General features: G+C 32.7%; 21 protein-coding genes. 4 read left to right on the top strand and 17 right to left on the bottom strand.

All coding sequences use genetic code 11. The features are described from left to right. From V5787_RS08580 to V5787_RS08505, 16 genes are all read right to left on the bottom strand, one after another. Nucleotides 1-361: transposase (locus V5787_RS08580; RefSeq protein WP_336892832.1), on the bottom strand; the 361-nt coding region annotated here is incomplete at its 3' end. Nucleotides 362-537: 176 nt separating this feature from the next. Further along, a complete protein-coding gene (locus V5787_RS08575) occupies nucleotides 538-1,815 on the bottom strand; it encodes a hypothetical protein (protein WP_336892831.1) in 1,278 nt (425 codons plus the stop codon). A gap of 134 nt (nucleotides 1,816-1,949) precedes the next feature. Then, on the bottom strand, nucleotides 1,950-2,756 hold the full coding sequence (locus V5787_RS08570; RefSeq protein ID WP_336892830.1) for an ABC transporter ATP-binding protein: 807 nt from the start codon (nucleotides 2,754-2,756) through the stop codon (nucleotides 1,950-1,952). Between the two features lie 17 nt (nucleotides 2,757-2,773). Beyond that, nucleotides 2,774-3,631 (bottom strand): ABC transporter ATP-binding protein, encoded by an 858-nt coding sequence (locus V5787_RS08565; protein WP_336892829.1) that lies wholly within the window; start codon nucleotides 3,629-3,631, stop codon nucleotides 2,774-2,776. A 42-nt stretch (nucleotides 3,632-3,673) separates the two neighbouring features. Further along, the gene (locus V5787_RS08560) at nucleotides 3,674-4,774 is read right to left on the bottom strand and encodes an ABC transporter permease (protein WP_336892828.1); all 1,101 of its coding nucleotides are present in this window, start codon (nucleotides 4,772-4,774) and stop codon (nucleotides 3,674-3,676) included. A 106-nt stretch (nucleotides 4,775-4,880) separates the two neighbouring features. Beyond that, on the bottom strand, nucleotides 4,881-6,257 hold the full coding sequence (locus tag V5787_RS08555) for a CmpA/NrtA family ABC transporter substrate-binding protein (RefSeq protein WP_336892827.1): 1,377 nt from the start codon (nucleotides 6,255-6,257) through the stop codon (nucleotides 4,881-4,883). A 252-nt stretch (nucleotides 6,258-6,509) separates the two neighbouring features. Continuing rightward, nucleotides 6,510-7,214 (bottom strand): Crp/Fnr family transcriptional regulator, encoded by a 705-nt coding sequence (locus V5787_RS08550; RefSeq protein ID WP_336892826.1) that lies wholly within the window; start codon nucleotides 7,212-7,214, stop codon nucleotides 6,510-6,512. Nucleotides 7,215-7,369: 155 nt separating this feature from the next. After that, nucleotides 7,370-8,713: an MFS transporter gene (locus V5787_RS08545; RefSeq protein ID WP_336892825.1), complete on the bottom strand. Its 1,344-nt coding sequence runs from the start codon at nucleotides 8,711-8,713 to the stop codon at nucleotides 7,370-7,372. 242 nt (nucleotides 8,714-8,955) lie between these two features. Next, nucleotides 8,956-9,966, bottom strand: a complete 1,011-nt coding sequence (locus V5787_RS08540; protein WP_336892824.1) for a DUF481 domain-containing protein — start codon at nucleotides 9,964-9,966, stop codon at nucleotides 8,956-8,958. A gap of 32 nt (nucleotides 9,967-9,998) precedes the next feature. Beyond that, nucleotides 9,999-12,059: a hypothetical protein gene (locus V5787_RS08535; RefSeq protein ID WP_336892823.1), complete on the bottom strand. Its 2,061-nt coding sequence runs from the start codon at nucleotides 12,057-12,059 to the stop codon at nucleotides 9,999-10,001. A gap of 6 nt (nucleotides 12,060-12,065) precedes the next feature. Then, a complete protein-coding gene (locus V5787_RS08530) occupies nucleotides 12,066-12,689 on the bottom strand; it encodes a hypothetical protein (RefSeq protein WP_336892822.1) in 624 nt (207 codons plus the stop codon). Between the two features lie 207 nt (nucleotides 12,690-12,896). Further along, nucleotides 12,897-13,478: a hypothetical protein gene (locus tag V5787_RS08525; protein WP_336892821.1), complete on the bottom strand. Its 582-nt coding sequence runs from the start codon at nucleotides 13,476-13,478 to the stop codon at nucleotides 12,897-12,899. A 17-nt stretch (nucleotides 13,479-13,495) separates the two neighbouring features. Further along, nucleotides 13,496-14,170, bottom strand: coding sequence for an outer membrane beta-barrel protein (locus V5787_RS08520; protein WP_336892820.1), 675 nt, complete (start codon nucleotides 14,168-14,170; stop codon nucleotides 13,496-13,498). A gap of 11 nt (nucleotides 14,171-14,181) precedes the next feature. After that, nucleotides 14,182-14,826 carry a DUF4136 domain-containing protein gene (locus V5787_RS08515; protein WP_336892819.1) on the bottom strand — a complete coding sequence of 215 codons (645 nt, stop codon included), beginning with the start codon at nucleotides 14,824-14,826 and terminating at the stop codon, nucleotides 14,182-14,184. A gap of 399 nt (nucleotides 14,827-15,225) precedes the next feature. After that, the gene (locus tag V5787_RS08510) at nucleotides 15,226-15,879 is read right to left on the bottom strand and encodes a hypothetical protein (protein WP_336892818.1); all 654 of its coding nucleotides are present in this window, start codon (nucleotides 15,877-15,879) and stop codon (nucleotides 15,226-15,228) included. Nucleotides 15,880-16,106: 227 nt separating this feature from the next. Further along, complete coding sequence (locus V5787_RS08505) at nucleotides 16,107-16,811, bottom strand: Crp/Fnr family transcriptional regulator (protein WP_336892817.1); 705 nt, start codon at nucleotides 16,809-16,811, stop codon at nucleotides 16,107-16,109. A 388-nt stretch (nucleotides 16,812-17,199) separates the two neighbouring features. Here V5787_RS08505 and nirB point away from each other — a divergent pair, with 388 nt between their 5' ends. The 4 genes from nirB to V5787_RS08485 all read left to right on the top strand — a co-directional run bounded on the left by nirB (nucleotide 17,200) and on the right by V5787_RS08485 (nucleotide 22,248). After that, nucleotides 17,200-19,713, top strand: a complete 2,514-nt coding sequence (nirB, locus tag V5787_RS08500) for a nitrite reductase large subunit NirB (RefSeq protein WP_336892816.1) — start codon at nucleotides 17,200-17,202, stop codon at nucleotides 19,711-19,713. A 43-nt stretch (nucleotides 19,714-19,756) separates the two neighbouring features. After that, nucleotides 19,757-20,134, top strand: a complete 378-nt coding sequence (gene nirD / locus V5787_RS08495) for a nitrite reductase small subunit NirD (RefSeq protein ID WP_336892815.1) — start codon at nucleotides 19,757-19,759, stop codon at nucleotides 20,132-20,134. A gap of 111 nt (nucleotides 20,135-20,245) precedes the next feature. Then, the gene (locus V5787_RS08490; protein ID WP_336892814.1) at nucleotides 20,246-20,833 is read left to right on the top strand and encodes a DUF4202 domain-containing protein; all 588 of its coding nucleotides are present in this window, start codon (nucleotides 20,246-20,248) and stop codon (nucleotides 20,831-20,833) included. 71 nt (nucleotides 20,834-20,904) lie between these two features. Then, nucleotides 20,905-22,248: an ATP-binding protein gene (locus V5787_RS08485; RefSeq protein ID WP_336892813.1), complete on the top strand. Its 1,344-nt coding sequence runs from the start codon at nucleotides 20,905-20,907 to the stop codon at nucleotides 22,246-22,248. Nucleotides 22,249-22,271: 23 nt separating this feature from the next. Here V5787_RS08485 and V5787_RS08480 read toward each other — a convergent pair whose 3' ends face one another. Beyond that, complete coding sequence (locus tag V5787_RS08480; protein WP_336892812.1) at nucleotides 22,272-24,302, bottom strand: DUF4954 family protein; 2,031 nt, start codon at nucleotides 24,300-24,302, stop codon at nucleotides 22,272-22,274. Between the last annotated feature and the right edge of the window lie 452 nt (nucleotides 24,303-24,754).

Genomic DNA, 24,754 nt, shown 5'->3' with positions numbered 1-24,754 from the left:
AGGTTTTAGTTTTTGTCAATGCCGTTCTAAACCTACTCAATGTACTGTGGTCTGGTGCTACCTGTTCTATTGTCATTCCACAGAAATAACTGAAGGATAAACTATCGTTAAGTCTATCTTCTACTTCGTAATCGCTTAAACAATACCAACTCTGCAAAAGACACATTTTAAAAAGAAACAAACCATCATAGGAAGGCTTACCAACGGCACTTTTACCCCTGGAATAGTCCTTGTCTATTATTTTTGAAATTAGATCCCAATCGATAAGAATATTAATTTGACTAAAAAATGTAGATTTTATCTTTCTTGTACGTAAGTCACAAATGCTATCTGCAAAAGTAGCTGTTCTTTGTAGTTTCATAACTTAAATATAAGCTAACAAACAATGATTTACACCCTAAGTTTGGGTCTTTGTTTTTGTCATGTACCTTGCAACGGTCTTAGTTTGTTAGCTACTTTTTAAAATTGAAACCTAATTTTTAGACCTAAAAAAAACCGCCCTATGGCGGTTCTTAATATTTGAATTCTATTTTATGATTACAAAAACTTTGGTTTAATTGTAATCATCGCCCAAGCCCAGTTTTGGGTGTCTTGTGGGGAAACTACTTTTAGTTCATCCATTCCGTCAGCGGCAAACATTTGAGAATACCCAGCTTGAAAAAGAACTGCAGGCTTTATTTTGTATGACCATACTAAATCTACCTCAGTACCTAATTGAGTATCTCCGCTAGCTAACTTTTCAGAAGTTGAGAAGTTTAATACTTTCACCATTAATTTTGATTTTCCAATAGGGAAAGTTGTACTAATATGAATATCGTTTAAACCAAGATTGTTTGCGTGATTCCCAACATAAAAGTAATCCATAAAACCGTTAAACTTATGGTTGGTTCCAAATACTGGAAAGAAAGATTCTTTTTCCGTAGTTGAATCATCATCTCCACTAATTGTTTCAAATCCAATACCAACTTTAAATTTTCCAAGATTAGTAGTTGCATCAATACTCGCTAAGTAAGCAGACTTATATTCTATGTCCGTGTTTTTATCTCCTCCGAATTGATTTGCTGTAATGTCTCCAGATTGACCATAGATATTTGCAGCCAAACTAATCATTCCAATCTTAGCTTTTAAATGCGTACCATACGTTAAAAAGTTATTCACTCCATCTGCATCATTAGCATCATATTTTTGGTATCCGTTGTTTAAAACTAAAATACTTGCTTCAAAATTGTTCCATTTTTTATTAGCATGAATGTATTGCATTGTTTTATAACTAAAAAACCCAGTAGTAGTATAGTCGTTTCCAGAACTAACAAACCCAGCTGCATTATCGTAATTTTGGTTATATGCCAATCCTAAATCAAAAGTGATAGCGTTAGATTTATGCTTAAACAACAAGGCATCATGGGTTCTTGCTTGTTGAGCCCAGCCAACAGAACCCATAATTCTCTGATCGTCGTATGAAATCATTTGACGTCCTAATTTAGCTGAATAAGACTCTCCTAACTCAATATCAGCCCAAGCTTCAAATATAGAAAATGAATTATTCGAGTCAGCTTGTAATAATTGTCTGTTTTCTCCAAAAACAAAAACATCCTGTAAACTTAAGTAAGTAGTAAATCCTTCTCCCTTAAATGCAGCATTTAATCTTATTCTTGTTGAAGTTCCAAATCCAACAGCTTGATCTTCTGTTTTTAAATTTCCAAAGCCATTTCTATATTCTGTTCTTGGTCTAAATTCTCCACTTAAAGAAAACTGAGCCACTATTGAAGATGTAGCAAACATCAACAAGGTGATAAAGGTTATTTTAATTTTCATTTTTTCTTGTTTTAAATAGTTATAATTGTTGTTTAAATTCTTTAGATTGACATGGTAAATTTATGCGTTTGATTAATTGTAAAACATGATTAATATCAGAGTTTAACCTCTTTTTTGTAGTGTTAACAACATGCTTAATGCTGTAAAAATTCAATTAGATGTTTTCTGTACCTATAATAATCATCATGTGTCACTACAGCTTTTCTTGATCTTGGACGCTTAAACTCAACAGGAAGTATGTCTCCAATTTTTGCTCTAGGACCACTAGTCATCATGACAACTCTGTCAGATAAAAATATAGCTTCATCTACGTCGTGCGTAATCATTACTGCTGTAATTTTTTCTTTGTTCCATATTTCAATAAGTACATCTTGTAATTCTCCTCTAGTAAGAGAGTCTAACATACCAAAGGGCTCGTCTAATAGTAGTACTTTCGGTTTGATTGCAAAGGCTCTTGCAATTCCAACTCTTTGTTGCATTCCTTGAGAAAGTTCAGAGGCTCTTTTATCGAAAGATTGGTCTAGCCCAACTTTACTCAAATAGTATTTACAGATATCTACTCTTTCTTTTTTTGTGCCATGTGGAAATACTTTTTTTACACCAAGCATTACATTTTCCATAGCTGTCATCCAGGGCATTAAACTTGGAGATTGAAAAATCACACCTCTGTCTGGACCAGGACCTTTTATTGAAGAACCAAGAACAGATATTTTACCTCCTGATATTTCATTCAATCCTGCAATCATAGAAAGCATTGTGGTTTTACCACAACCTGAATGCCCAATAATAGTGATGAATTCCTCTTTTTTAACCTGTAGATTCAAGTCTTCCAAAACTACGTAGTCACCTTTTGGAGTAGGGTATATTTTTTTTAAGTCCCTTAAATCTAGCATTACATCTTTATCTGAAAATTTTTCTTGTAATATTGCTTTTGTTTCCATTGTGAAGTTCTTTACGGTTATATTTGAGATTTAAAGTCCCATCTTAAATCTTTTGGCTGTAAATCTGGTAATTCATAATTGAATTCTGAACTACTAGACCTTTCACTTCCAATATCCATTAAATATTCAATAATTGCATTTCTAGTTTTTTTGTATTCAGGGTTGTCATTTAATGCTGTTTTGTCTCTTGGTCGGTCAATATTAATTTTAAATTCAGGTCCTAATGTTGCCTTCGGACCAGGACGTAAAGGAATAATTCTATCTGCCATATAAACACCTTCATCAACATCATTAGTGATTAATAAAGCAGTTCTTTTATTTTTATTCCAAATGTTTAAAATTTCATCCTGAAGATTACCTCTTGTCAAAGCGTCCAAAGCCCCTAGAGGTTCGTCCATAATAATCATTTCTGGATCCATCGATAAAGCGCGTGCTACAGATACCCTTTGGCGCATACCTCCAGAAAGTTCTTTAGGTCTTTTATTGATCGCATGAGTTAAATTTACCATATCAATATATTCTTTAATACGTGAATCGATAAATTTCCTGTTCTCTTTTGGAAAGGCTTCTTTTACAGCCATTTCTACATTTTGATATACTGTTAACCAAGGCAAAAGTGAGTAGTTTTGAAAGATAACACCTCTTTCATGACTTGTACCTTCTACTCGTTTTCCTTTAAACAGAACATCACCAGAAGTTGGTTTTTCAAGTCCGTTAATTAGGTTTACAAGTGTAGTTTTTCCACTTCCAGTAAAGCCTACGATGGCCACAAATTCTCCCTCTTCTATTTGAAGATTGATATTGTCAAGCACTTCTGTTCTATTATCTGCACTACCATATGTTTTGGATACATTATTTAGTTTTAAATAGGCCATTTTGAATCTGTTTAATTTGTGTATATTCCTTTGACTTATTAATTAAATTCCTTCATTTTTCTCAAATGAAATAAACTTTTGAATAATCAACATGACTCTATCTAACAAGAATCCAATAAAACCGATAACAAACATCGCAACGATAATTTTTGAATTTGAATCCATAGCCCCGTTTTGAAATTCTTCCCAAACAAATGATCCCAGACCAGGACTTTGTGCTAATAATTCAATGGCAATTAGTACCATCCATGCAACCGATAAAGTAATTCTTAATCCTGTGAAAATCAAGGGTATAGATGCAGGAAGAATCACTTTAATTATTTTTTGAAAAGTTCCTAATTTTAATACTTTAGCAACGTTTAGATAATCCTGATCAACTGAAGAAACTCCCATAGCAGTATTTACTAAGGTTGCCCACATAGAACAAAGTCCAACACTGATAAAAGAAATTACAAATGAGGTATCACTCGTTGAGTCTTTGGTTAATGTTTTTACAATCATAGAGACCAATAATAGCCATACTACAGGAGATACAGGTTTTAAAATTTGAATTAACCAGTTAAAAGAAGTTCTTAAAGTTTCACTCAGCCCAATGATAATCCCAATTGGAATAGCGACTAATAAGGCAAGTAAAAAACCTGCAAAAACAGTTTTTAAACTCGTATTTATTTGATCAACAAATGAAGGTCTACCTGTATAAGTGATAGGGTTTTTTCCTTGAGAAACCCTTTTTTCATTCAAAGCTGCTGTTTTTTCTTTAAAAGCCTTTTTGTCTGCACTAATCACTTTATGATCTTCTAATAATACAATAAAAGAGGCCCATACCTGAGAAGGCGAAGGAAGTGTATTAGGTTGGCAAGAAACATCTCCAGCTACAATACATGCTTTTACTATATCTGCTTCAACTTGTCCTTGATCTTTTAATGTTTTTTCAATTTTATAATTCACCTCTTTGTTATAAAGTGATTTTGATCCAGTATACCAAACACCTAAAAACAAGAGTATAGATGCAATTGGTGCGACTATTTTTTTTAAGATTTCAATAGTGTTTTTTTTAGAATCTTCTCCACTTGCCAAGCGTACTACTGGTTCTAAAAAACCAAGACCTATTAACCGCAGTATTTTTATGATAGAATCTTTCATGTTGGTATTGTATGTTTTATTGAAATTAATTTTCAATTTAGTGAATGAAAGTAACACTTAAAATTTGTAGAATTTCAAGTGTTACTTTGTGTTTAGAATGCATGACTTATTTGTCTTTGTTTCCGATTTTAAAACTATTGATATATCCAATAGGATCTTTAGCATCATATAATTTCCCGTCGATAAAATCTTTAGTAGCTGGTTTGTAACCATCTGTTTTAGGAATATCTGTTGCTGGGATCTTACCTTCTTCAACTAATAAATTTGCTGCTTTTAACCAGATATCAGGTCGGTAAATGTCTTTTGCCTTTTCAGCATACCAAGCTGCTGGTTTTTCTGTTGGAATTTGTCCCCATCTTCGCATTTGAGTTAAGAACCAAATGGCATCTGAATAGAAAGGATATGTTGCGTTATAACGATAGAATACGTTAAAATCGGGCATTTCACGTTTGTCTCCTTTTTCAAATTCAAAAGTACCCGTCATAGAGTTTGCTAATACGCTTTCATCGGCACCTACATATTGAGATTTGGATAATATCTTTACAGCTTCTAGTCTGTTTCCTGGAGTATCTAACCATTTACCAGCTCTAATTAAAGCTTTTGTTATGGCTACTGAAGTATTAGGGTACTTAGCAACAAATTCTTTAGTCATTACAAATACTTTTTCTGGATTGTTTTTCCAGATATCATAATTGGTAATAACAGGAACTCCAATTCCTTTAAATACTGCTTGTTGATTCCAAGGTTCTCCAACACAATAACCGTAAATTGTTCCTGCTTCTAGGGTAGCAGGCATTTGTGGCGGTGGTGTTACAGACAATAAAACTTCAGCGTCAATTTGTCCTTGAATATTACTTGCAGTATACATTCCTGGATGAATACCTGCCGCAGCCAACCAATATCTAATTTCATAATTATGTGTAGAAACAGGAAATACCATCCCCATCTTAAAGGCTTTCCCATTGTTTCTGTATTCCGTTATAACTGGTTTTAGGGAGGCTGCACTAATTGGATGAATAGGTTTACCATCAGTTCCTTTTTTTATATGTGGTTCCATGCCTTCCCATACATTGTTAGACACAGTAATAGCGTTACCATTTAAATCCATTGAAAACGGAGTTACCAGCTCTGCTTGGCGTCCAAACCCTGCACCTGCCGCAATTGGCTGTCCAGCTAACATATGTGCTCCGTCAAGCTGTCCGTCTATAACTCTATCTAAAATATTTTTCCAGTTAGACTGAGCTTCTACAGATACGAATAAGCCCTCGTTTTCAAAAAACCCTTTTTCTTTTGCTATGGCTAAAGGTGCCATATCTGTTAATTTTATAAAACCAAATTTTAATTGTGGTTTTTCTATTTCGGTTTTTGCTGTTATTTCAGCTTTTACTGCTTCTTCAGTTTTCTTTTTGCTGTCTTTTCCTCCGCAAGAAACGGCAAGGAGTATACATGCAAAAGCTGTGATTTTAAGGCTTATTTTTTTCATTTTTTCGTTTTTTTTTGATAGCTAGTATTAATCATTATTTTTAGTCTCTATATATAGCAAAGATAGATTCTATCAATGATTTAAAGACTAGCAATACACAGCTACAAACAGCCTTTTGCGCATAGAACAAGAAGAGGTAATGCAACATACTAGCTGTTATTTAGCAGTCTTTAAGTAGAGGTAAGTGGGCTATTAAAAAAACTACGCTTTCTTGTTATAAGAAAAGCAAAATTTAAAGCTATAAGTATTGAATTAGTTATAAATATCTAAAGTATGTTTAGAGATTTCTTCTTTTAAGGCTTCGGAGTTTTTCAGTCCAATCTTTCTTCCTTTTGCATTGATTAAACCTTGTTTTTTTAAAGTTGAGAAAATTCTTATAACCTGTTCTTCTGTAGTGCCAGAATATTCTGCATAGTCTTTTCTAGTCAAGGAAACATTGAATAATCCATCCGTTGATCCAAACTTCTTATCTATAAGTAAAAGGGTATCAATCACTCTTTCTTTGACAGACATTTGTGCCAGTTTCCTTACTCGGGTTTCACTTTCATTGAGTTCATCAGCATAAAACAGCATAAAATCGAAAGTTAGTTTTGGAGTCTTTAGCAATAGCTGTTTTAAATCGTCTTTTGAAAAATAACAGAGTATTGAATCCTCTAAGGCTTGTGCAGAAATAGAATAATATTTTGCAGATCCAAAGCCTCCTCTATGACCGATAATATCTCCGTCTTTTGCAAACCGAACTATCTGTTCCCTTTGGTTAGCACCTGTTTTTACCACTTTTATTTTTCCTTTATAAGTAAAAAATAAGCCATGAACAGGAGTGCCTTCCATAATAAACTGTTGGGATTTTTTACATTTTATAGTATATTTATTTTCCAGAAAATCTTTTACATTTTTGTCTAAGCTATGTATTTTAATTAAACAATTTAAGTTTTTGCATTGGGTACAATCGGCCATGGTATATGTTTTATGATTTTGTGTTCTTCAAATTTACATAATTTCCCGGTCAAAAACCATGTGATATATTAAGGTTAATTAGTCTTTTATATCACAAATGAAGTTGTGTTTTGACAGGAGATTATTTAAGCAGTCAAAAATTTAATTTTGTGTAATTACGCAGATTTACAAAGTGCTTCTAATCTTTTTTGCTCATCTACTGCTAATTTTTCATCTTCAGCAGAGAATTTAATTCCAATCCCTAACAGTCCGATTGCTAAAACAATAAACCCAAAATAAAAGAAGCAATCTTGTAAGGGAGAGCCGCTTTTTAGAAAAAACTGAGCGTAACAAACTGCTCCGACATTACCACCTGCACCTACAATACCAGCTACCGCACCAAGTGCCTTTTTATTGATAAATGGAACTACAGAAAAGGTTGCTCCTTCTGCCATTTGAACAAATAAAGAGAACAATACCATAGTAGCAACAGCGAATGGTAAAACATCCATTCTAGAGAATAGTAACAATGTAAATCCTTCAATTACCATAACTACTACTAGCCATTTTACACGACCTTGTAAACCTGATTTTTTAGAGAATTTATCTCCTAACCAACCTCCTGTTGATCTTGCAAATAGATTCATCAATCCAAATAAAGAAGCTATGATACCTGCAGTAGTTTCTGTTAACGAGAAACGAGTTTGATAATAAGTAGCGGCTCTTCCGTTTATAAATAATTCCATTCCAAAACAACCTGCATACATAGCAAACAAGATCCATACTCTTTTGTCTTTAACAGCAGTCATAAATAAACTTGATTCACCTTCAGCTGCCTGTGGTCTTTCCTCTGGCAAGTCAGCATAATTTCCTTTGGGACAATCTTTAGTGTATTTCCAATAAAGATAAGCAACAACTAACATAATAATTGCAGGTACAAACATGGCTGGTCTCCATTTAGATAATTCAGATTCTGCAAAACCAATTGCTAACATTGCCGCAGCAATTAACGGCATTGCAGCTTGTGTTACACCACCACCAAGGTTACCCCATCCTGCAGTTGTTGCATTTGCTAAACCTACTACGTTTGGAGCGAACATAACAGAAGTATGATACTGAGTAATTACAAAAGCTGCACCAATAACTCCGATTGCCATTCTTGAAAGCAAGTAGGTTTCCCAGGTATTAACAAAGGCGGAACCTGCAACGGCAAAAGCACCAAAGATTAGTAAATATATATAACTTTTTCTTGGCCCAATTTTATCACAATAATTACCGACAAATAGTCTAGCAAAGATAGTAACACCTACTGAAGCGATAAACGCAGTAATTTTTTGAGTTTGTGTAAGTTCTAAATCTGGTCCAATGGTTGAATTCATTAAGGGAGCATGCGCAAACCACCCGAAGAAACAAAGAAAAAAGGCAATCCAACTTAAGTGAAAAGTTCTCATTTGTACTGATTTGAAATCAAATAGATTGATTTTTATCGCTTTTTCGTTTTGTGGCTGTACTTTTTTCATTTTTGTTAGTTTCGTGAAAATGTTTACAGCAAAGATAGCAGGGTTAGGAGGTTTGTTTTATGCGTAACGCCCAAGGTAAAACAAGTTTTTATACTGCTTAAAACATGTTGTACGACATAGACAAAACTGTTATTTAACATATTTTAAGGTTGTTTATGCTGAAAATCAGGGTCTTGTGTTTTTACAATCGGATTCAAACCCTAATAAAAACAAAGGGATTTTGGAAAGTTTTATAAGGATGTTTATTTATTGAATTTCCACCCTAAACCGCTAGAAAATATATAATCATATTGATTACCTACAATTGCAGGTTCGTTATCATAATTTAAAGTAAAAGCTGTTTTTATATAAAAATCATAAGGTAGGTCATATTTTAATGTCAAGTTATAATCAACACGAGTCCTTCCCCATTCGGAGATCGTTGGACTGACTTTAATATCCGTAGTTAAGCTAATATCTTCAAATTTAAACATGTTAAAATTCACGGAAATAAATGCCTCGGTAGATTGTTTGTTTAAAGTTTCGTCTACGTAGGTTTCCACGTTATACGCAATACCAGAAGAAAGTCCCAAATATAATTTGGGCGTACTTGCTAATAATTTCCCCATACCAATATTTGGAGTATAACGAGCGTCTAAGGCTTGTTCTGTATTTGATAAAAAGGTCAACTCTCCTATTAAATACCAAGTTTTTGAAAAGAGTCTTCTGATATCTATTTTGGAATCTGTTCTTTTAATATCATCTACATCGTCTTGTTTTGAATCTAATATGTCAAGACTAACATTCGATACCCAAAGTTTACCAACATAACCAAGTGTTGAATTAACGGTGGTTTGTCCTTTGTTTTGTGCTTTTGTGAAGTCATATCCAATATCTATACTTCCAGTGTAACGTTTTTTTCTTTCGTCACTTACTTCTTGAAAGGAAGTAATTTCAGAAATTTTAAACACTTCTACTAAATGCTCATTTGTAGTAATTGCAACAATACCAGGTTTGATATTTCGAACTAATCCAAAACGTCTTCTGCTTTTTGTAAGCGTGATTATACATTTTTTATGGATGTAAATACTAGTTATATGATCAAATTTAATATGAAAATCCTTATCACTATAATTAGTACTAAACACCAATATACCGGTCTTAAAACTTTCAACAGTTCCAATTAATATATTTTTGTTTTTCAACCGAATCGTATCCTTTTGAGCATTTGATAAAAGCGAAGTAAGAAGTAAAAGAGTAAATAAATATTTCATAAAAAATCTTACTTCGTTTTAAGTGAAATCAATTATTTTCTTCTTCCTACTCCCGTTGATCTCTGAGATCGACTGCTAGATTGAATTCGAGATCGATAGTTATTATAATTTGTATTTCCCCGACTTCTATTATTATATTGGCTTTCTAAGTGCTGTCTTTGTTGTTGGTTTTGTAGATTACTATTTTGAAAAGTTCTCGTTTGATTTGATTTATTCGTTTTTTGTTGCCAGTTACCGTTTTTATCACGTTGGTGAATATTACCAGATTTGTCTGCGTAAAGATTATTTAGTGAGTTTGTGGTTTGTCTAGATCTTTTTTTATTATTAGTTGTCCGTGGTCTTGAATTAATACCTGGTCTGTTTTTCCCTTGTGAAGTTCTATAAATACTATGAGAGTTACGTCTACCATGAACGTTCCCCGCAGCATAACCTCTACGATATCCATTATGGTATCCGTGTCGATATCCATGTCTATAACCACAAGGTCCCCAATATGCGTGAGAATGAAAAGACATACTCATCCATCCATAACCTAGGCCGACTGAAAATCCCCAACCAGTATAAGGATTGTAATGTACACCATAACCATAAGTAACAGGTCTTGGGTAGTAATACATTCCATACCAAGGCTGGTAATAGTATCCAGAACCATAAACAACAACTCCACCATACATATAAGAGTGATAATAACCAGGAGTGTATCCAACATAAACAACTTCAGGAGTAACGTCATAAATGTATACATATTTCACATTGTATACAGGAGAAGAAGGAGGAATATCTTCAACTTCTTCAGGTCTTTTTATAGATACGACCCAAGGACCTTGAGAGGTATTTGATTCAAACCAAACACCGTTATCAACTACATAATAAACAAAATTAATGTACAAGACAGTACTTTCTGTATTAATAGCATACGATAAATTTGTGCTTTCAATTTTTTCGAATTTTGGTTTCCCATCATAGGTTACTTTAGTAGTCGCATCTTTTCTACTTACTTCAGCCGTTTGTGGAATATGTTGTTCGTAAACAGCTTCCTGGGCTTCTTTTGTTCCAGGGATGCTAACACGCAAACCAGATACTTTATAATTATCTGCAGGAATAGATAAAAAGGTTTTAGGTAATTTTTTTGGCTCAACAAAAGTCCATTTTTCTTCTTTTATTGATTTTGTAGCGTACCATCTTCCATTTAATAATAAATAATGGGTTTGACTTTCAATCTCCAATAATAGGTCACTTTCAGTATTACTTACTAATAATAGTGTAGTATTGTTGATAGGTTCGTAGACCAGATCTCCCTTTGTAACAATTAATTCTGAAGCTTTAGTTACTACTAATAACTTAGGTGGAGTTGCATCTCCTTCACTAGATGTTGGATTTTCTTGAGTACTGACATTTTTATCAGCTAAATTTTCTATTTCTGTAGGGACTGAAGTTGTTGTTTCCCAATTATTAGAAAACAAATCATTGGTTTTATACCAAAAACTTGATCCTTTTAAATAATAATCATCTTTTCTTTTTACAATAAAAAAAGGAGTATTTACAACATACTCAATGTTTTTTCCCTCTACAGTTTTAAATTTTGGATCACCATCAATGCTTACTAATACAGTAGGTTCTTGTCGAAAATATATTTTAGGTGCGGTATTATCTAACTTTTGAGAAATTTCGTTTTCATTGGCAACCGTTTCCAAGTTTGCAATAAGTTTATCTATAGAAATATCAATTGTTCTATTTTTAAAATCTTCTAATATAATTGATTTAAGGATGTCAATATTTTCTTCATTTTCAATATCTGGAAACTTTATTTTTAATATATCAATAGATTCCAAAACTGCAATTCTTGTTCCAAGGTCTGTATTTAATCTAGAATTAAACCACAGAGCACCAAACAGAAGCTTGTCTTCTTTGGTTTTTACAGATAATGCCATTCTACATTTTAGTTCGTTCTGAACCAAAGTTTCAAATTGAGGTTGATATAAGGTGATTAAATAATTTCCAGCCTCTATAGCACGTGGCCATACAAGTTTATTGTCTTGAGCATTCAGTACAACAGTAAAAAACAACAAGAGTATATTGGTTATTTTTTTCATAATATTTTATTTAAGTCGGTAAACTAAGCCTCCGCTAAATCCACCGATAAGAATATTGCTTGTACCGCTAACACCCGATCCTCCAGTTCCGATGTATACCCCCCCCCACTGGATAGGAACCATTAAATTTGCTTGTATGTTTATTCCTAGTTGTTCCGTAATCATATAATTCACGCCACCTTTTACAGAAAAGGCTAAGTAGAACTTTGTGTCAACACTACCAACACTGCGAATTTCATTGTTCGGATTAAAGATAGCCATACCAACACCCGCTCCAAGAAAAGGTCTTAATTTATCTTTGGTTAAATATTTAGAAGCACCAACCATAATCCAGTCTGCATTTAAATCCATTAAACGTTGGGTTGCTCCACCCTCCCTATTAATAATTTCAGTAGATTGATGTGTGTATGTTACTTCTGTCATAATTCCTTGAAACATGTCGACTCCGATGGTAAGACTAAATTGATCACTGTCATTAAATTTCACATAATTATTGTATCCATAACTTGATTTAGATCCGAATTGATATCCGTACGAAGCAGTTAATTCTACAGTTTGTGCTTGTATAGAGTATGTTATAGTTAATAAAGCAACTATAATAAATGATTTTATTGTAAATGTTTTTTTCATAATGATTGTTGTTAATTGGGTCTTTTGGTTATTTTATTTGTTAAAAAAACAGGCTCAAAATTTAGTTTCTTCGAGCTGTTTTTTTTGAATATTTCTCGTTTTTTTATTCAGACAAACCTATATGATTTTCACTATAACCAGTAATAATTCAATTTTCGACTGTGCGAGAATCAATTTTTGATAAATATCCGAAAATAAAAATAGGATTTATTTTGCGTCAAGCTTTTTAAGTGTAATTGCAATAGCTTCTGAATAGGTTAAAATTATTTCTTGACCGATATGTACTCTTTCTAAAAGTTTAGTGTCTTTAACGGTAATACTCATATAGTTTCCTGAAGACCCTTTTAAAGTAGCCATCATATAAGGTCTGTTCAATACTTCAATTGTAACAATTGATTTAAATACGGCTCCAACAATTACTCCTGGGGCAATACCTTCTGGAGCTTTTCCTGCTTCAGAAACTATTTGTAAAGGAGTCGCTCTTTCGGCTAGTGTAGGCTCTCTAAATTCCGCTTTTATATATGTCCAGTAATCAAATGTAATTTTGTCATCAACTTTAATTTCATCGAATCTTTTGATCTCTTCACTTGCTTTTAAGGTGTTAAGATTTCCTTTGGGTCCCATTAAAGTGATTTCTCTTGTATTATGATCAATTGCAGTTACAGTTCCCTCATTAGATACTAAGTTCCACCTTTCTTTAGAAGATTGAGTTTCTTGGATTACTTGTGCAGATATATTTTGCACAAGTAATAATAAGATTGCAGAAAAGAATATTATTATTTTTTTCATAATATGTTGTTTTTAAATTACCACTCCAAATATAGACCTGCTCCAATATTGAAACTTGAGATATAATCTATATTAAAATAGTTGCTATTATTTGTTGCATAGTTATAAGTTGCATAAGTAGAAAAACCGAATTTTTCATTAATTTCTAATTGCAAACCGATTTCTGGTTTCACTAAAAACCCCCAGTTATCTTCATTTATAACGTAAATATTAAAATATGAGTCTTGCTCTGAGTATTGAGTACCAATACCTAAACCTACATATGGTTTTATATTGCGCTTAAAAAAGAAATAATATACGTTTACGGCAATTGGTAAAGTATATACATGTCTTACCATATCGGTATAAACAGCCCCACTACGGTCTGCTGTTTCATAAAGTTGAGGAGTGTGATATTCACTAAATGAATTCCAACCTAAAGAAGCTCCAATTGCCAAATTACCACCATTTAGAAAATGTTTATAATCTATACGTCCACCGCTATAACTATTTTCTCCAATAAAATTACTGCCAGAAGGTATTGCCATTTCCCAATTTATTACAAACTGATTTTCGGCTGTCATTGTGTATGTGTAAATTTCTCTATTTGGTTGAGGTCCATCTGACGGCCAAGGAGAAGTTACAGTTGTCGTTGTTTGTGCCTGTATGAAGTGTCCCATACCAAGCAAAAAAAGTATAATTAAATTTTTCATATCAGTAGGAATTAATTTTGAATATAAGGTGATTGCAAAAATGCTTGTTCTACTGCATTTACAGCTCTGTCAATGTTTGTTGAATCGTAAGAACTTAAAACACCAAACATAGCAGCTGTCCACATAGCTTTAACATCATCTGTAGTGTTCGAATTTTTAATATCTCCAAACTCTAAAATTAATGTTCCAGTATCGTATTTATAGGTTGTACAATATGGATAGTAGTATCCACCTCCACCCCAGCCCCATGGAGACCAGTATCCAGGGTAATTACCCCACCAACCATAGCATGTTTGTCCGGTGTTGGTAACTCTAATAATATTAGTAGCGATAGCAATATCAGCAGTTTTTGTGATTATATCGTTTGGATCTATAGAGCGTGTATAACCTCTTTCATTCATATTTGCTTCAATTTCGTTGATAACATCATCAGATTCAGGAGAAACCATTATGCTATCCCTTTTAATACTGTTGGTTACAATATGAATTGTATCCGACAGATAATAGGTGCTATAACTACTAAAATCCACATCTAGATCCACATCTGTCGAGACCACCAATTCTGATGATAGTCCTCCCAAATCAGGAGAATCGTAACAGGAATTCAATATTGCAAGAGTAAATATGACCCCTAATAATTGCATTGTTTTTTTCATCTTTATTATTTTATTTTAGGTATTATTTTATTAATAATTTAATGTTCGTAAAAAGGAATTTTTATCTCCAATAAAGCCAACTTCAGACCGTAGTATTCAATTTTTGTTGTACTAGTATTGTACGCCTACAATTCCATCCCATCGTTGTTTTACTCTTTTGTTGTTCCAGTCGTAAAAAAACGTTGCAATTTCAGCTAGTATGCATCATGTTTATGGAGATAAGGAGTTACTTAATTTCATGGGTCTTATGGGCTTGAAAATTTAATTTTACACGCATTCAACAGTTTTGTGGATGTAGAGAGGTGTAGAGAGGTGTAGAGAGGTGTAGAGAGGTGTAGAGAGGTGTAGAGAGGTGTAGAGAAATAGATAAAAGAACTTAATTGTTTCAATTTACAATCGTTATCTTAAACTATTTGCTATTTCCTTTACATATTTTTCAGAAGCTGTATAAACAGATTCAGGATCATCTATTGCAGAAGTTACTACTGCAACTAATTGCTCTGTTGCTGGGAGATTTAAATTATACATTACTGTTTCCAAAACAAATTTAGCTTGTACATCTATACGTGTACGGCTTGGAACGTAGGTCTCATATCCTATATTATTATAGTAGCCATTAAAGCCACCGTAGTATTTAGGGTATAGATTGCTGTAACTACCACTAGCATAATACCCTCCCTGTGTAACTACGGTTTTCTCGGTTCTTCTTTTAAGACTTGTTAAAATAATTGCGTCGAAACCCATTTTTTTTATATTCTCTACTAATTCTTTTTTTTCTTCATCGCTGTATTTTCGTTGAATGTCGAAAACAGGTAGTTTCATATAGCTAGTACTTGACTTGATGTTCTTGTTCTTTAAATAAGCTACCATCTGTTCTTCAAACGCCCCTCTTTCCTTATTGTCAGCTGTTCTAGTGATTACTAAAATGTTTGAATTTTTCATGGTATTAAGTTTGTCAGATTTCCATGCATTAATTACTTCTACATTTGATTTACATGATGAGAGCATAAATACTGAAAACGTGATCAGTATGGCAAATTTTAGGTTTTTCATTATATGTTATGTTCGTTTATTTTTGGTTATTGGTATTCTAAATGATAAAGAACGGTTTTATATTTTTAGAAACTGCAATTTTTTCAAAGATATCTATAATTACGGTTTTTTATCTAAACCTAGGTTAATATATTGCTTTTCGTAGTCGGTGTCGCCAGGAAGGAAAATCAAAAAACTAAAAAAGTTCTTAGGATGATGTATGAGTTTGTAACGAATTGTCAATTGTTTTAGCTGTTAATAAAGTAATTATGTTCTGAGATTTCTTTTTTAAGTTTGTCAATATCTATAATCCCAAGTTTTTTTCCTTTCGTTACAACTAAATTTTCTTTTTTCAGACTAGATATAACTCTAATAACTTGTTCTTCGGTGGTTCCTGCAAAATCAGCAAAATCTTTTCGTGGTAATTGTATATTGAAAAAGCCGTCTTCGGTTTGTCCGAATTTTCTATTTATATATAAAAATGAGTCTATCACTTTTTCTCGAACAGTCATTTGAGCAAATTTTCTGACTCTCGATTCTGATCTATTTAGTTCTTCGGAATAAAAAAGCATTAAATCAAAAGTAAGACTTGGAACTTCACGAAGCATCTTTATCATGGTTTCATTTGTAAAATTACAAAGATGTGTTTCTATTATAGCTAAGGCACCAATGGGGTAATTTTTTTCTGATCCAAAACCTCTATGACCAATAAGTTCACCATCTTGTGCAAATCGCACGATCTGCTCTCTTCCGTAAATTCCTGTTTTCACAACTTTCACTTGTCCTTTTCTAACGAAAAACAATCCATGAGCAGGAGCACCTTCCATGATAAATTGTTGTAATCTTTTACACTTAATATTGTGTTTTTGACTAAGATACTTCTCAATAGACGGATTGTTGATGTTTTTTTTAATCAAGCAATCTGTGTTTTCGCATGTGATACAGTCTGACATAACATTGATGTTTGTAGTTTACCGCTGTAAAATTACGTATTATTTTCTTAAAACTACGTAGTAATACATGATTTTATATAATTGTTTGCGTATGATGATGTGTTTTAAGTAGTGCTGTTTCAAGGGTATCTTTATTTATTTTGAATTCTTCTGATCTTTTATTTCTATTTAAAAGGTGTCATCTATCCTAAATAAAAGCCTATTTAAAACAGGTTTAAATATGCTTTATGCAATAAGATATCTGGTTTTCTATTGATTTGACAGAAATTAAAGTAATTATTAGGAAACACTTAATAATTTGATTTTGTAAACAAAAACGACATTTTAAACTACGTAACATTACGTAATATTACGTAGTTTTGCAAGGTTAATATAAAACACATAGAATATGAAAACAATTTTAGTTATCGGAAACGGTATGGTAGGTTATAAATTTTGTGAGAAATTTGTAGCAAAAACTAATCTGCCTGAGTTCAAACTAATAGTATTCGGTGAAGAACCAAGACCAGCATACGATAGAGTGCATTTGAGTGAGTATTTCGCAGATCAAAATGCTGAAAGATTAAGTATGGCACCTAGATCTTGGTATGAAGAAAACGGTATTGAGTTAGTCACAAACGAACGTGTTACTGATATCCACAGAGCTAATAAAACGATAACAACGATTAGTGACAAGGAATATTCGTATGATTATATGATATTAGCAACAGGTTCATCTGCCTTTGTTCCTCCAATCTCAGGAGTAGAAAAAGAAGGTGTGTTTGTGTATAGAACTATTGAAGACTTAGATGCTACTATGGCCTATGTAGCAAAATTAAAAGCAGAAGGTGGAAATAAAAAAGCGGCAATTTTAGGTGGAGGTCTTTTAGGATTAGAAGCAGGGAAAGCAATTATGGATATGGGTTTGGCAACCTCAGTTATTGAATTTGCACCAAGATTGATGCCGAGACAATTAGACAATGATGCAAGTAAAGTACTTCAGGGTAAATTAGAGGATTTAGGAATTTCTATTTTATTAAATAAAGGCACTCAGAATATCGAAGGAGAAGCTGTAATAACAGGTATGAGGTTTTCTGAAGAAGAAACATTACCTGTAGATATGTTATTAGTTTCTGCAGGAATTCGTCCAAGAGACGAACTGGCTAAAACTTGCGGATTGGAAGTTGGTACTCGCGGAGGTATTCTTGTTACAAACGACATGAAAACTTCGGATGATAGTATTTATGCTATTGGAGAGTGTGCTTTATTAAACCAAATGATTTATGGATTGGTTGCCCCAGGGTATGATATGGCCGGCGTTGCAGTTGATCAAATTTTAGGAGAAGAGACTTCAATGCCTCCTTCAATTGACATGTCTACCAAATTAAAATTAAGTGGTATTGATGTTGCTAGTTTTGGAGATGCTTTGAATGAAAGTAAAGAAGGGGTTAGTATTGTATATGAAAATAAATTCCAAGGAATTTATAAAAGGATAAATATTTCTAAAGACGGTAAATCTTTATTGGGAGGTATTTTGGTTGGAGACGCAAGTGATTATAATACGCTACATCAGATTTTCTTAAACGAGATGGCTATTCCAGAGAACCCTGAGGATTTAATTTTGGGATCTCGTGGAGGTGAAGGAAATTCTTTTGGATCTTCAATGGATTTACCAAATTCCGCAGTAGTATGTTCTTGTGAAGGGGTTACTAAAGGTCATATATGCAGTTCAATTACTGAAGATGATTGTGAAGATTTAACAAGCGTTATTAGCACAACTAAAGCAACTACTGGCTGTGGAGGCTGTAAACCAATGGTTACAGATTTAGTTACAGAGACATTAAAATCTTTAGGAAAAACAGTTAAAGAAGTTATTTGTGATCACTTTCAGTACTCAAGACAAGAACTGTATTCAATTTTGAAAGTAAAGAAGGTTACTACTTTTGATGAAGCTTTATATGCTTGTGGAGAAGGAAAAGGTTGTGAACTTTGTCAGCCAGCTGTTTCTTCTATTTTAGCAAGTTTATACAATCACACACCTAATAAAGAAGATGTTTCTCAAGACTCTAACGATAAATTCTTGGCAAATATCCAAAGAAATGGGACGTATTCAGTTGTGCCAAGAATTGCAGCTGGAGAGATAACTCCACATCAATTAATTGTTTTAGGAAAAATCGGGAAGAAATACAATTTATATACTAAAATTACGGGAGGAGCTAGAATTGACTTTTTTGGAGCTGAATTAAATGATCTACCTGCAATTTGGACTGAATTAATTGCAGAAGGATTTGAATCGGGGCATGCTTATGGAAAATCGTTAAGAACGGTTAAGAGTTGTGTAGGTTCTACCTGGTGTCGTTATGGCATGGATGAATCAATAACTTTTGCAATTGAATTAGAAAATAGATATAAAGGTTTACGTTCTCCTCATAAAATTAAAGGAGGTGTATCTGGATGTATTCGTGAATGTGCTGAAGCAAGAGGTAAAGATTTTGGTCTTATCGCTGTAGAAGGTGGCTGGAATTTATATGTATGTGGAAATGGAGGGGCTACACCAAGACATGCTGAGTTATTAGCCGAACAGATTAATAACGAAACAGTTGTAAAATACTTAGATAGATTTTTGATTTATTATATAGAAACAGCCGCACCGTTAATGCGTACTGCAGCTTGGTTAGATAAATTAGAAGGAGGTATTGATCACCTTAAGAAAGTTGTATTAGAAGACAGTTTAGGAATCAATGATGAGCTAGAGGCCCAGATGGACTTACTTGTTGATGCTTATGAATGCGAGTGGAAACAGGTAGTAGAAAGTGATGCTCTTAAAAAACGTTTTGCTCACTTTGTGAATTCTGATAAAAGAGATGAAAATATTATGTTTGTTCCATTAAGAGAGCAAAAAATGCCAGAACCCTGGAAATAATTTCTTTTTAACAATAAGATTATTTATAACTTAAAAAAACACAATGGACATATTACAATCTAAATACAAAACAGTAAAAGAAAACGAAGTAAAAGAGTGGTTTAAAACCGCTTCTGTAGATGCTTTTCCAGCAAATGGAGGTGTTTGTGTTAAATATAAAGACTTACAAATAGCCGTCTTTAATTTCGAGAGATTTGGTAAGTGGTATGCCTGTCAAAATTTATCTCCAGAAAAAAATGAAATGGTATTGTCAAGAGGTATGTTAGGGGACTATAAAGGAACTCCTAAAATCGCATGTCCATTACATAAAAAAACATTTTCACTAGAAAATGGCGAAAACTTTAATGGTGAATTAGCACCTATTGCAGTATATCCCGTTAAAATTGAAAATGGATTTGTTTATTTAGGTTTTTCTGAATAAATTTTATACAAACAATTTTTTAGAGTGAAAGTGTCTAAAAAATCTAAATTTATTATATTTTTGTTAAAGATTCAGTGCTATCTGTATTGAATCTTTTCAACTTTCAGACATATGGCAACAGAACAATTTCAAACAGCAATAAAATTATTTGACAAAGCAAATAGTCAGGATCCTAATAGAGAACAATGGAAGGGTAAAGAATACCCGAAGGAGGTTTTGTATGGAGAAAGAATGACTGCTATGCTTGAGGGATTTGAGTCAGATACTTCAGAAGAAGTTCAGTTGGCCGCACGTTGTCAGCATATCTGTCGTTGGGAAATACCTAGAAATTCTTATGAAATGAATCGTACGGGATATCTAAAATGGAGAACTGAATTAAAAAAGTTTCATGCTGAAAAAGCAGGTGAGATACTTGATTCTATTGGTTACAAGAAAGATATTGTTGAAAAAGTTGCATTCTTACTTCAAAAGAAACAACTTAAAAAAAATAGAGATACTCAGATTATTGAAGATGTAATCTGCCTAGTGTTTCTACAGTTTTATTTTGACCCTTTTATAGAAAAGCATTCAGAAGAAAAAATGATTGATATTGTTCAGAAAACATGGAGAAAAATGTCTGAAAAAGGTCATGATGCTGCTTTGCAACTTTCTTATTCAAACAAAGCTCTTTCATTAGTAAAAAAGGCTTTAGGTTTGTAGTTGAATTATCACAGTATTTTGTGGTTTCGAGATAGTATAAAAATTGAATTCTTTTTTTATACTTTTGGTAAATGCAAAAAAACAAAGAAGAGTTCACTAATATTCCTTTACTTTTAAAAAAGCTTTTAATTAGAAGTTTTTTTTTATTGGCTGGTTTACCTGTGTTTTTTTATATGCTTTTTATTTTTTTTAAAGTATCTTTTTCATTGTCTTTGCTTATTGTTTTGTTTTTTACATTGTTTATTTTGATTTTTATCAAACAATATTTTCAAAAAATTATAACTGTATTAATCAAATCTAATATTTATAATCAGGAACAAATTTCCGAGTTAAAAGAGCAATATGAATTGAAAGAAATAGCGTATCAAGAACTCGAGAGTTTGAATTTCGTAGTTGACAATGCAGCTCTTTTTGCGAGTACTAAATTAGATGGAACAGTCCTTTATATGAGTGAAAAATTTTCGAACTTATTAGGCTTAGATAAAAAAGAAATTCGTGGTTCTATTGAGAGATTACTGACAAAAAAAGAAGGACAACAACAAAAATTAAAAGATGTTTTTTTAACAACCCGTCAGAAAAGTTGGACTGGTGAGGTAGAGCTTACTTCACGAAGAGGAGAGGGTTTGTGGTTGGAGATTTCTGTGATACCTATGAACAAAGCTAATGACAAACAGAGTTTGTTTATTCTTGGAAATGATATCACGGAAAGAAAAGAAAAACAAGATGAAATCGACAGGATTAAGCAAGAAGATTACGAATATAAAGTTCAGTTACAAAAAGTACAGGCAAGTCAGATTGTAGAAGCACAAGAAGGAGAAAGAAAACGTATTGCCAAGGATATTCATGATGGAATAGGACAAATACTGACAGCTCTAAAATTTAGCGTGGAGTCGATTAATATTGACAACCCTGAAAGAGCACAGGTAAAATTGGAAGATTTAAAAGTGGTTTTTGGACAGCTCATAAAAGATGTACGTGCGGTAACTTTTAGCTTGACTCCCCCCGAATTAATTGACCATGGAATTGCTCCTGCATTGAGAAAAATGACAGAAGAAATTTCTAAATTGTCAGGAAAAAACATTTTGTTTGAGAATAAATCTGATTTTAACGATCGGTTTGATTCTCTTACAGAAACAAATTTGTATCGCGTCGCACAGGAGGCAATTAACAATGCTTTAAAATATGCCGAGTCTACTTATGTTTTAGTGTCAATTACACATACTAAAAATCTGTTAAGTATTATGATAGATGACAACGGAAACGGTTTTGAAACCAATGTAATTACAAATTCGGAAAAAGGACTGGGAATGGGCTTGTTTTTTATGCGTGAACGTGTTAATTACGTAAATGGACGATTGTTTATTAATTCTACTATCGGTCAGGGAACGAGAATTACAATTAATATTCCTTTGTAAGTATTTCCGTTATTTGAAGAACTCTATGCTTTTATGTTTTTTAATTTTCGAATAACAGAATCTCCTAATTTCGTTTTACGTGCTATATGATTTAGAATCTCCATAACGGTTGGGTTACTGTTAAAGTCTCCCCTTACACTCGCAAAATCTTTAGCTCTTTCTTTTAGATCCCCATCAACTCCAAATCCAACCTGAGTAGATAATGAGAATTCTTTTTTAGCATCTTCATACAATAGATTGTCCAGTTCTACCACAGATTTTTTCCATTGTTCTACGATTGAGATAATATCTTCTGGAGTAATTTTATCCAATTCTATTTTAAAATGCTTTTCTATTAAAGAACTTGCCCAATTCCATTCATACTTATAATAGTTAGCATGAATTATGTTTAATTCTTTTTGCGCTTTTTCTAAACAATCAATCGTTTTATTTTCAATTTTACCTAAAAACTCATCTATAGTTTCAACAGGGCAAATCATACCACTAACATCTAGCCATTTTCCTTTGCCAATATCTGAATTTGCATGAAACACAGCTATTAATTCAGCTTTGGAGTGAATGGTTTTGCCTTCCATTTTACTAATAATTGAGTTTCCAAGAAATTTATTGATGACAATATTGTAGATGTTAATTCCTTTTTTAAGAGAACTTGCTTTGATTTTCATTCCAAAATAATTGTATTCTTTTACATTACTTCCAGAAAGCAATTCCAAGTCTTTTAAGATTTTAAGAGCTCCATTTACTTTGTGAATGGTAAAAGGACTCAATAAATTAAAATTGATGATGTCAGTTTTATGATTTTCATGACGCTTATCTCTTTTAGCCCATTTCTTTGCATCTCTAACCGTGCCAACACTTCGTAGATTTATACCTGGAATTAAAATACTTTCATCATTGGATTCTATCAAATATGAGAAGGGTAATTTTGACGAATCTACATTATTATAATGACGACCTGAAACTAAGGTAAACGCTCCTATTTTTGACGGCCAAAGAATATAAGAATTACTTGTTGTTTTAGCTCCTCGCTCTAAAATACCTTGGTGTATGGGACCTAATTTGTACATGTGATTACTTTGATTAGAGCCACTACCTGCATTCATAAACGAGAACATACCAGCAATTAGCAAGGTAGACTTATGATGGGTTACTGTATAAGGTCCAGCAAATATTGAACTAGCCTCTCCATTAAAACCTTGACAGTTCGCAAAGAATAATGAGTGTTCAGCAGAATAATGTTTATCCAAGGCACAGCCTTGTCCTATAAAACAATTAGTGATAATAGAAGCGTTATCAATAGAAGCATTACTAGAAAAAATAAAATTTTCTGCCACAACTTCTGAACCTACATAAACAGGAGCATCAGGAAAAGAATTGATACTTCCGTTTTTTAAACTCCCAACCCCTTCTAGTCTGGCATTGGGTCCAATATTTGTGTTTTTTATGGAATTACAATTTAAAATCATAACATTGTTTGAAATAGTACCTATGTCCGATTTTATAGTTTCGGTATAAGTATGTATCATTTGTTTTAAATTGGAGACCAAATCACTTCTGTGTCTATATAAGGCAAGAATATATGCTATTTGCGCTGAGAGATTATCATAAATAGGAATTTCTCTTCCTCCTCCTTCATTAATAGCTTCAACGATAGTTCCGTTCCCAAAAGTAGAAACACCATTGACCGCAATACGACCAGTATTATCAATGATTACATTATCTCCGATGATATAATTAGCTATGTAATTTTTTATATTATTAATAAAAGGATTATCACCAATATTACAATTGTGGAGGTGTACATTGTAAATACCGTTATCTCTTATTACGCCTCCAAACGCATTGTTTTCACCGCTAATTGCCGCGATTTTCACATCACTGCTAAACGTTACATTTTGAATTTTAGTCAAATCTGTATCTTTCGTAATCCAAACAGACCCCCATGTTTTTGACTTACAACCCTGTGCTATCAATATGGAGATTTGAGATTCGGAGAGACTAAAGTAGCTACGTGAATCTGTTGTGTTTTTTTGAAAATGATTTAATGATGTCATAAAAGGGGGTTCAGTAGGTTCTGTGTTTTGAATTAAATAAATCTAATTCAAGTGTTAAATTTACAATACTATAACAGTTAAATGATAATTAAGGTAGAATTCAAATCACAATTGTAATTTTGTTATCAAATAATAATTAATCCACTACAAATATAAGGGTTTTGATAATTATATCTTTTCCTAGGTCCATTATTTAAGTTGTTTAAATCTCCTTTACGCATTTATACGTGAGCTTTGTAACTATGCAACGAGCGAACTATACCGTTTTAATATTTAAATGACGTATTAAATTCGATTGTTTTTCATTCATGTTTTAAGACCGTTGCATAATGCTCTTTTCATTTTTAGATTTCAATTTTGACTTTTTAAATCTAAAATTTATATTTTTTTTTCTTATTTTCATTGTTTATGTTAGTTATGGATCTATTTTTTGGTTCATTTTCCTTTAGTTT

It is taken from the genome of Flavicella sp., assembly GCF_037132785.1.
In the GTDB taxonomy this organism is placed as follows: Bacteria; Bacteroidota; Bacteroidia; order Flavobacteriales; family Flavobacteriaceae; genus Flavicella.
Note: the sequence above shows the minus strand (reverse complement) of the source record. Positions and strands in the feature narration are given on the sequence as shown.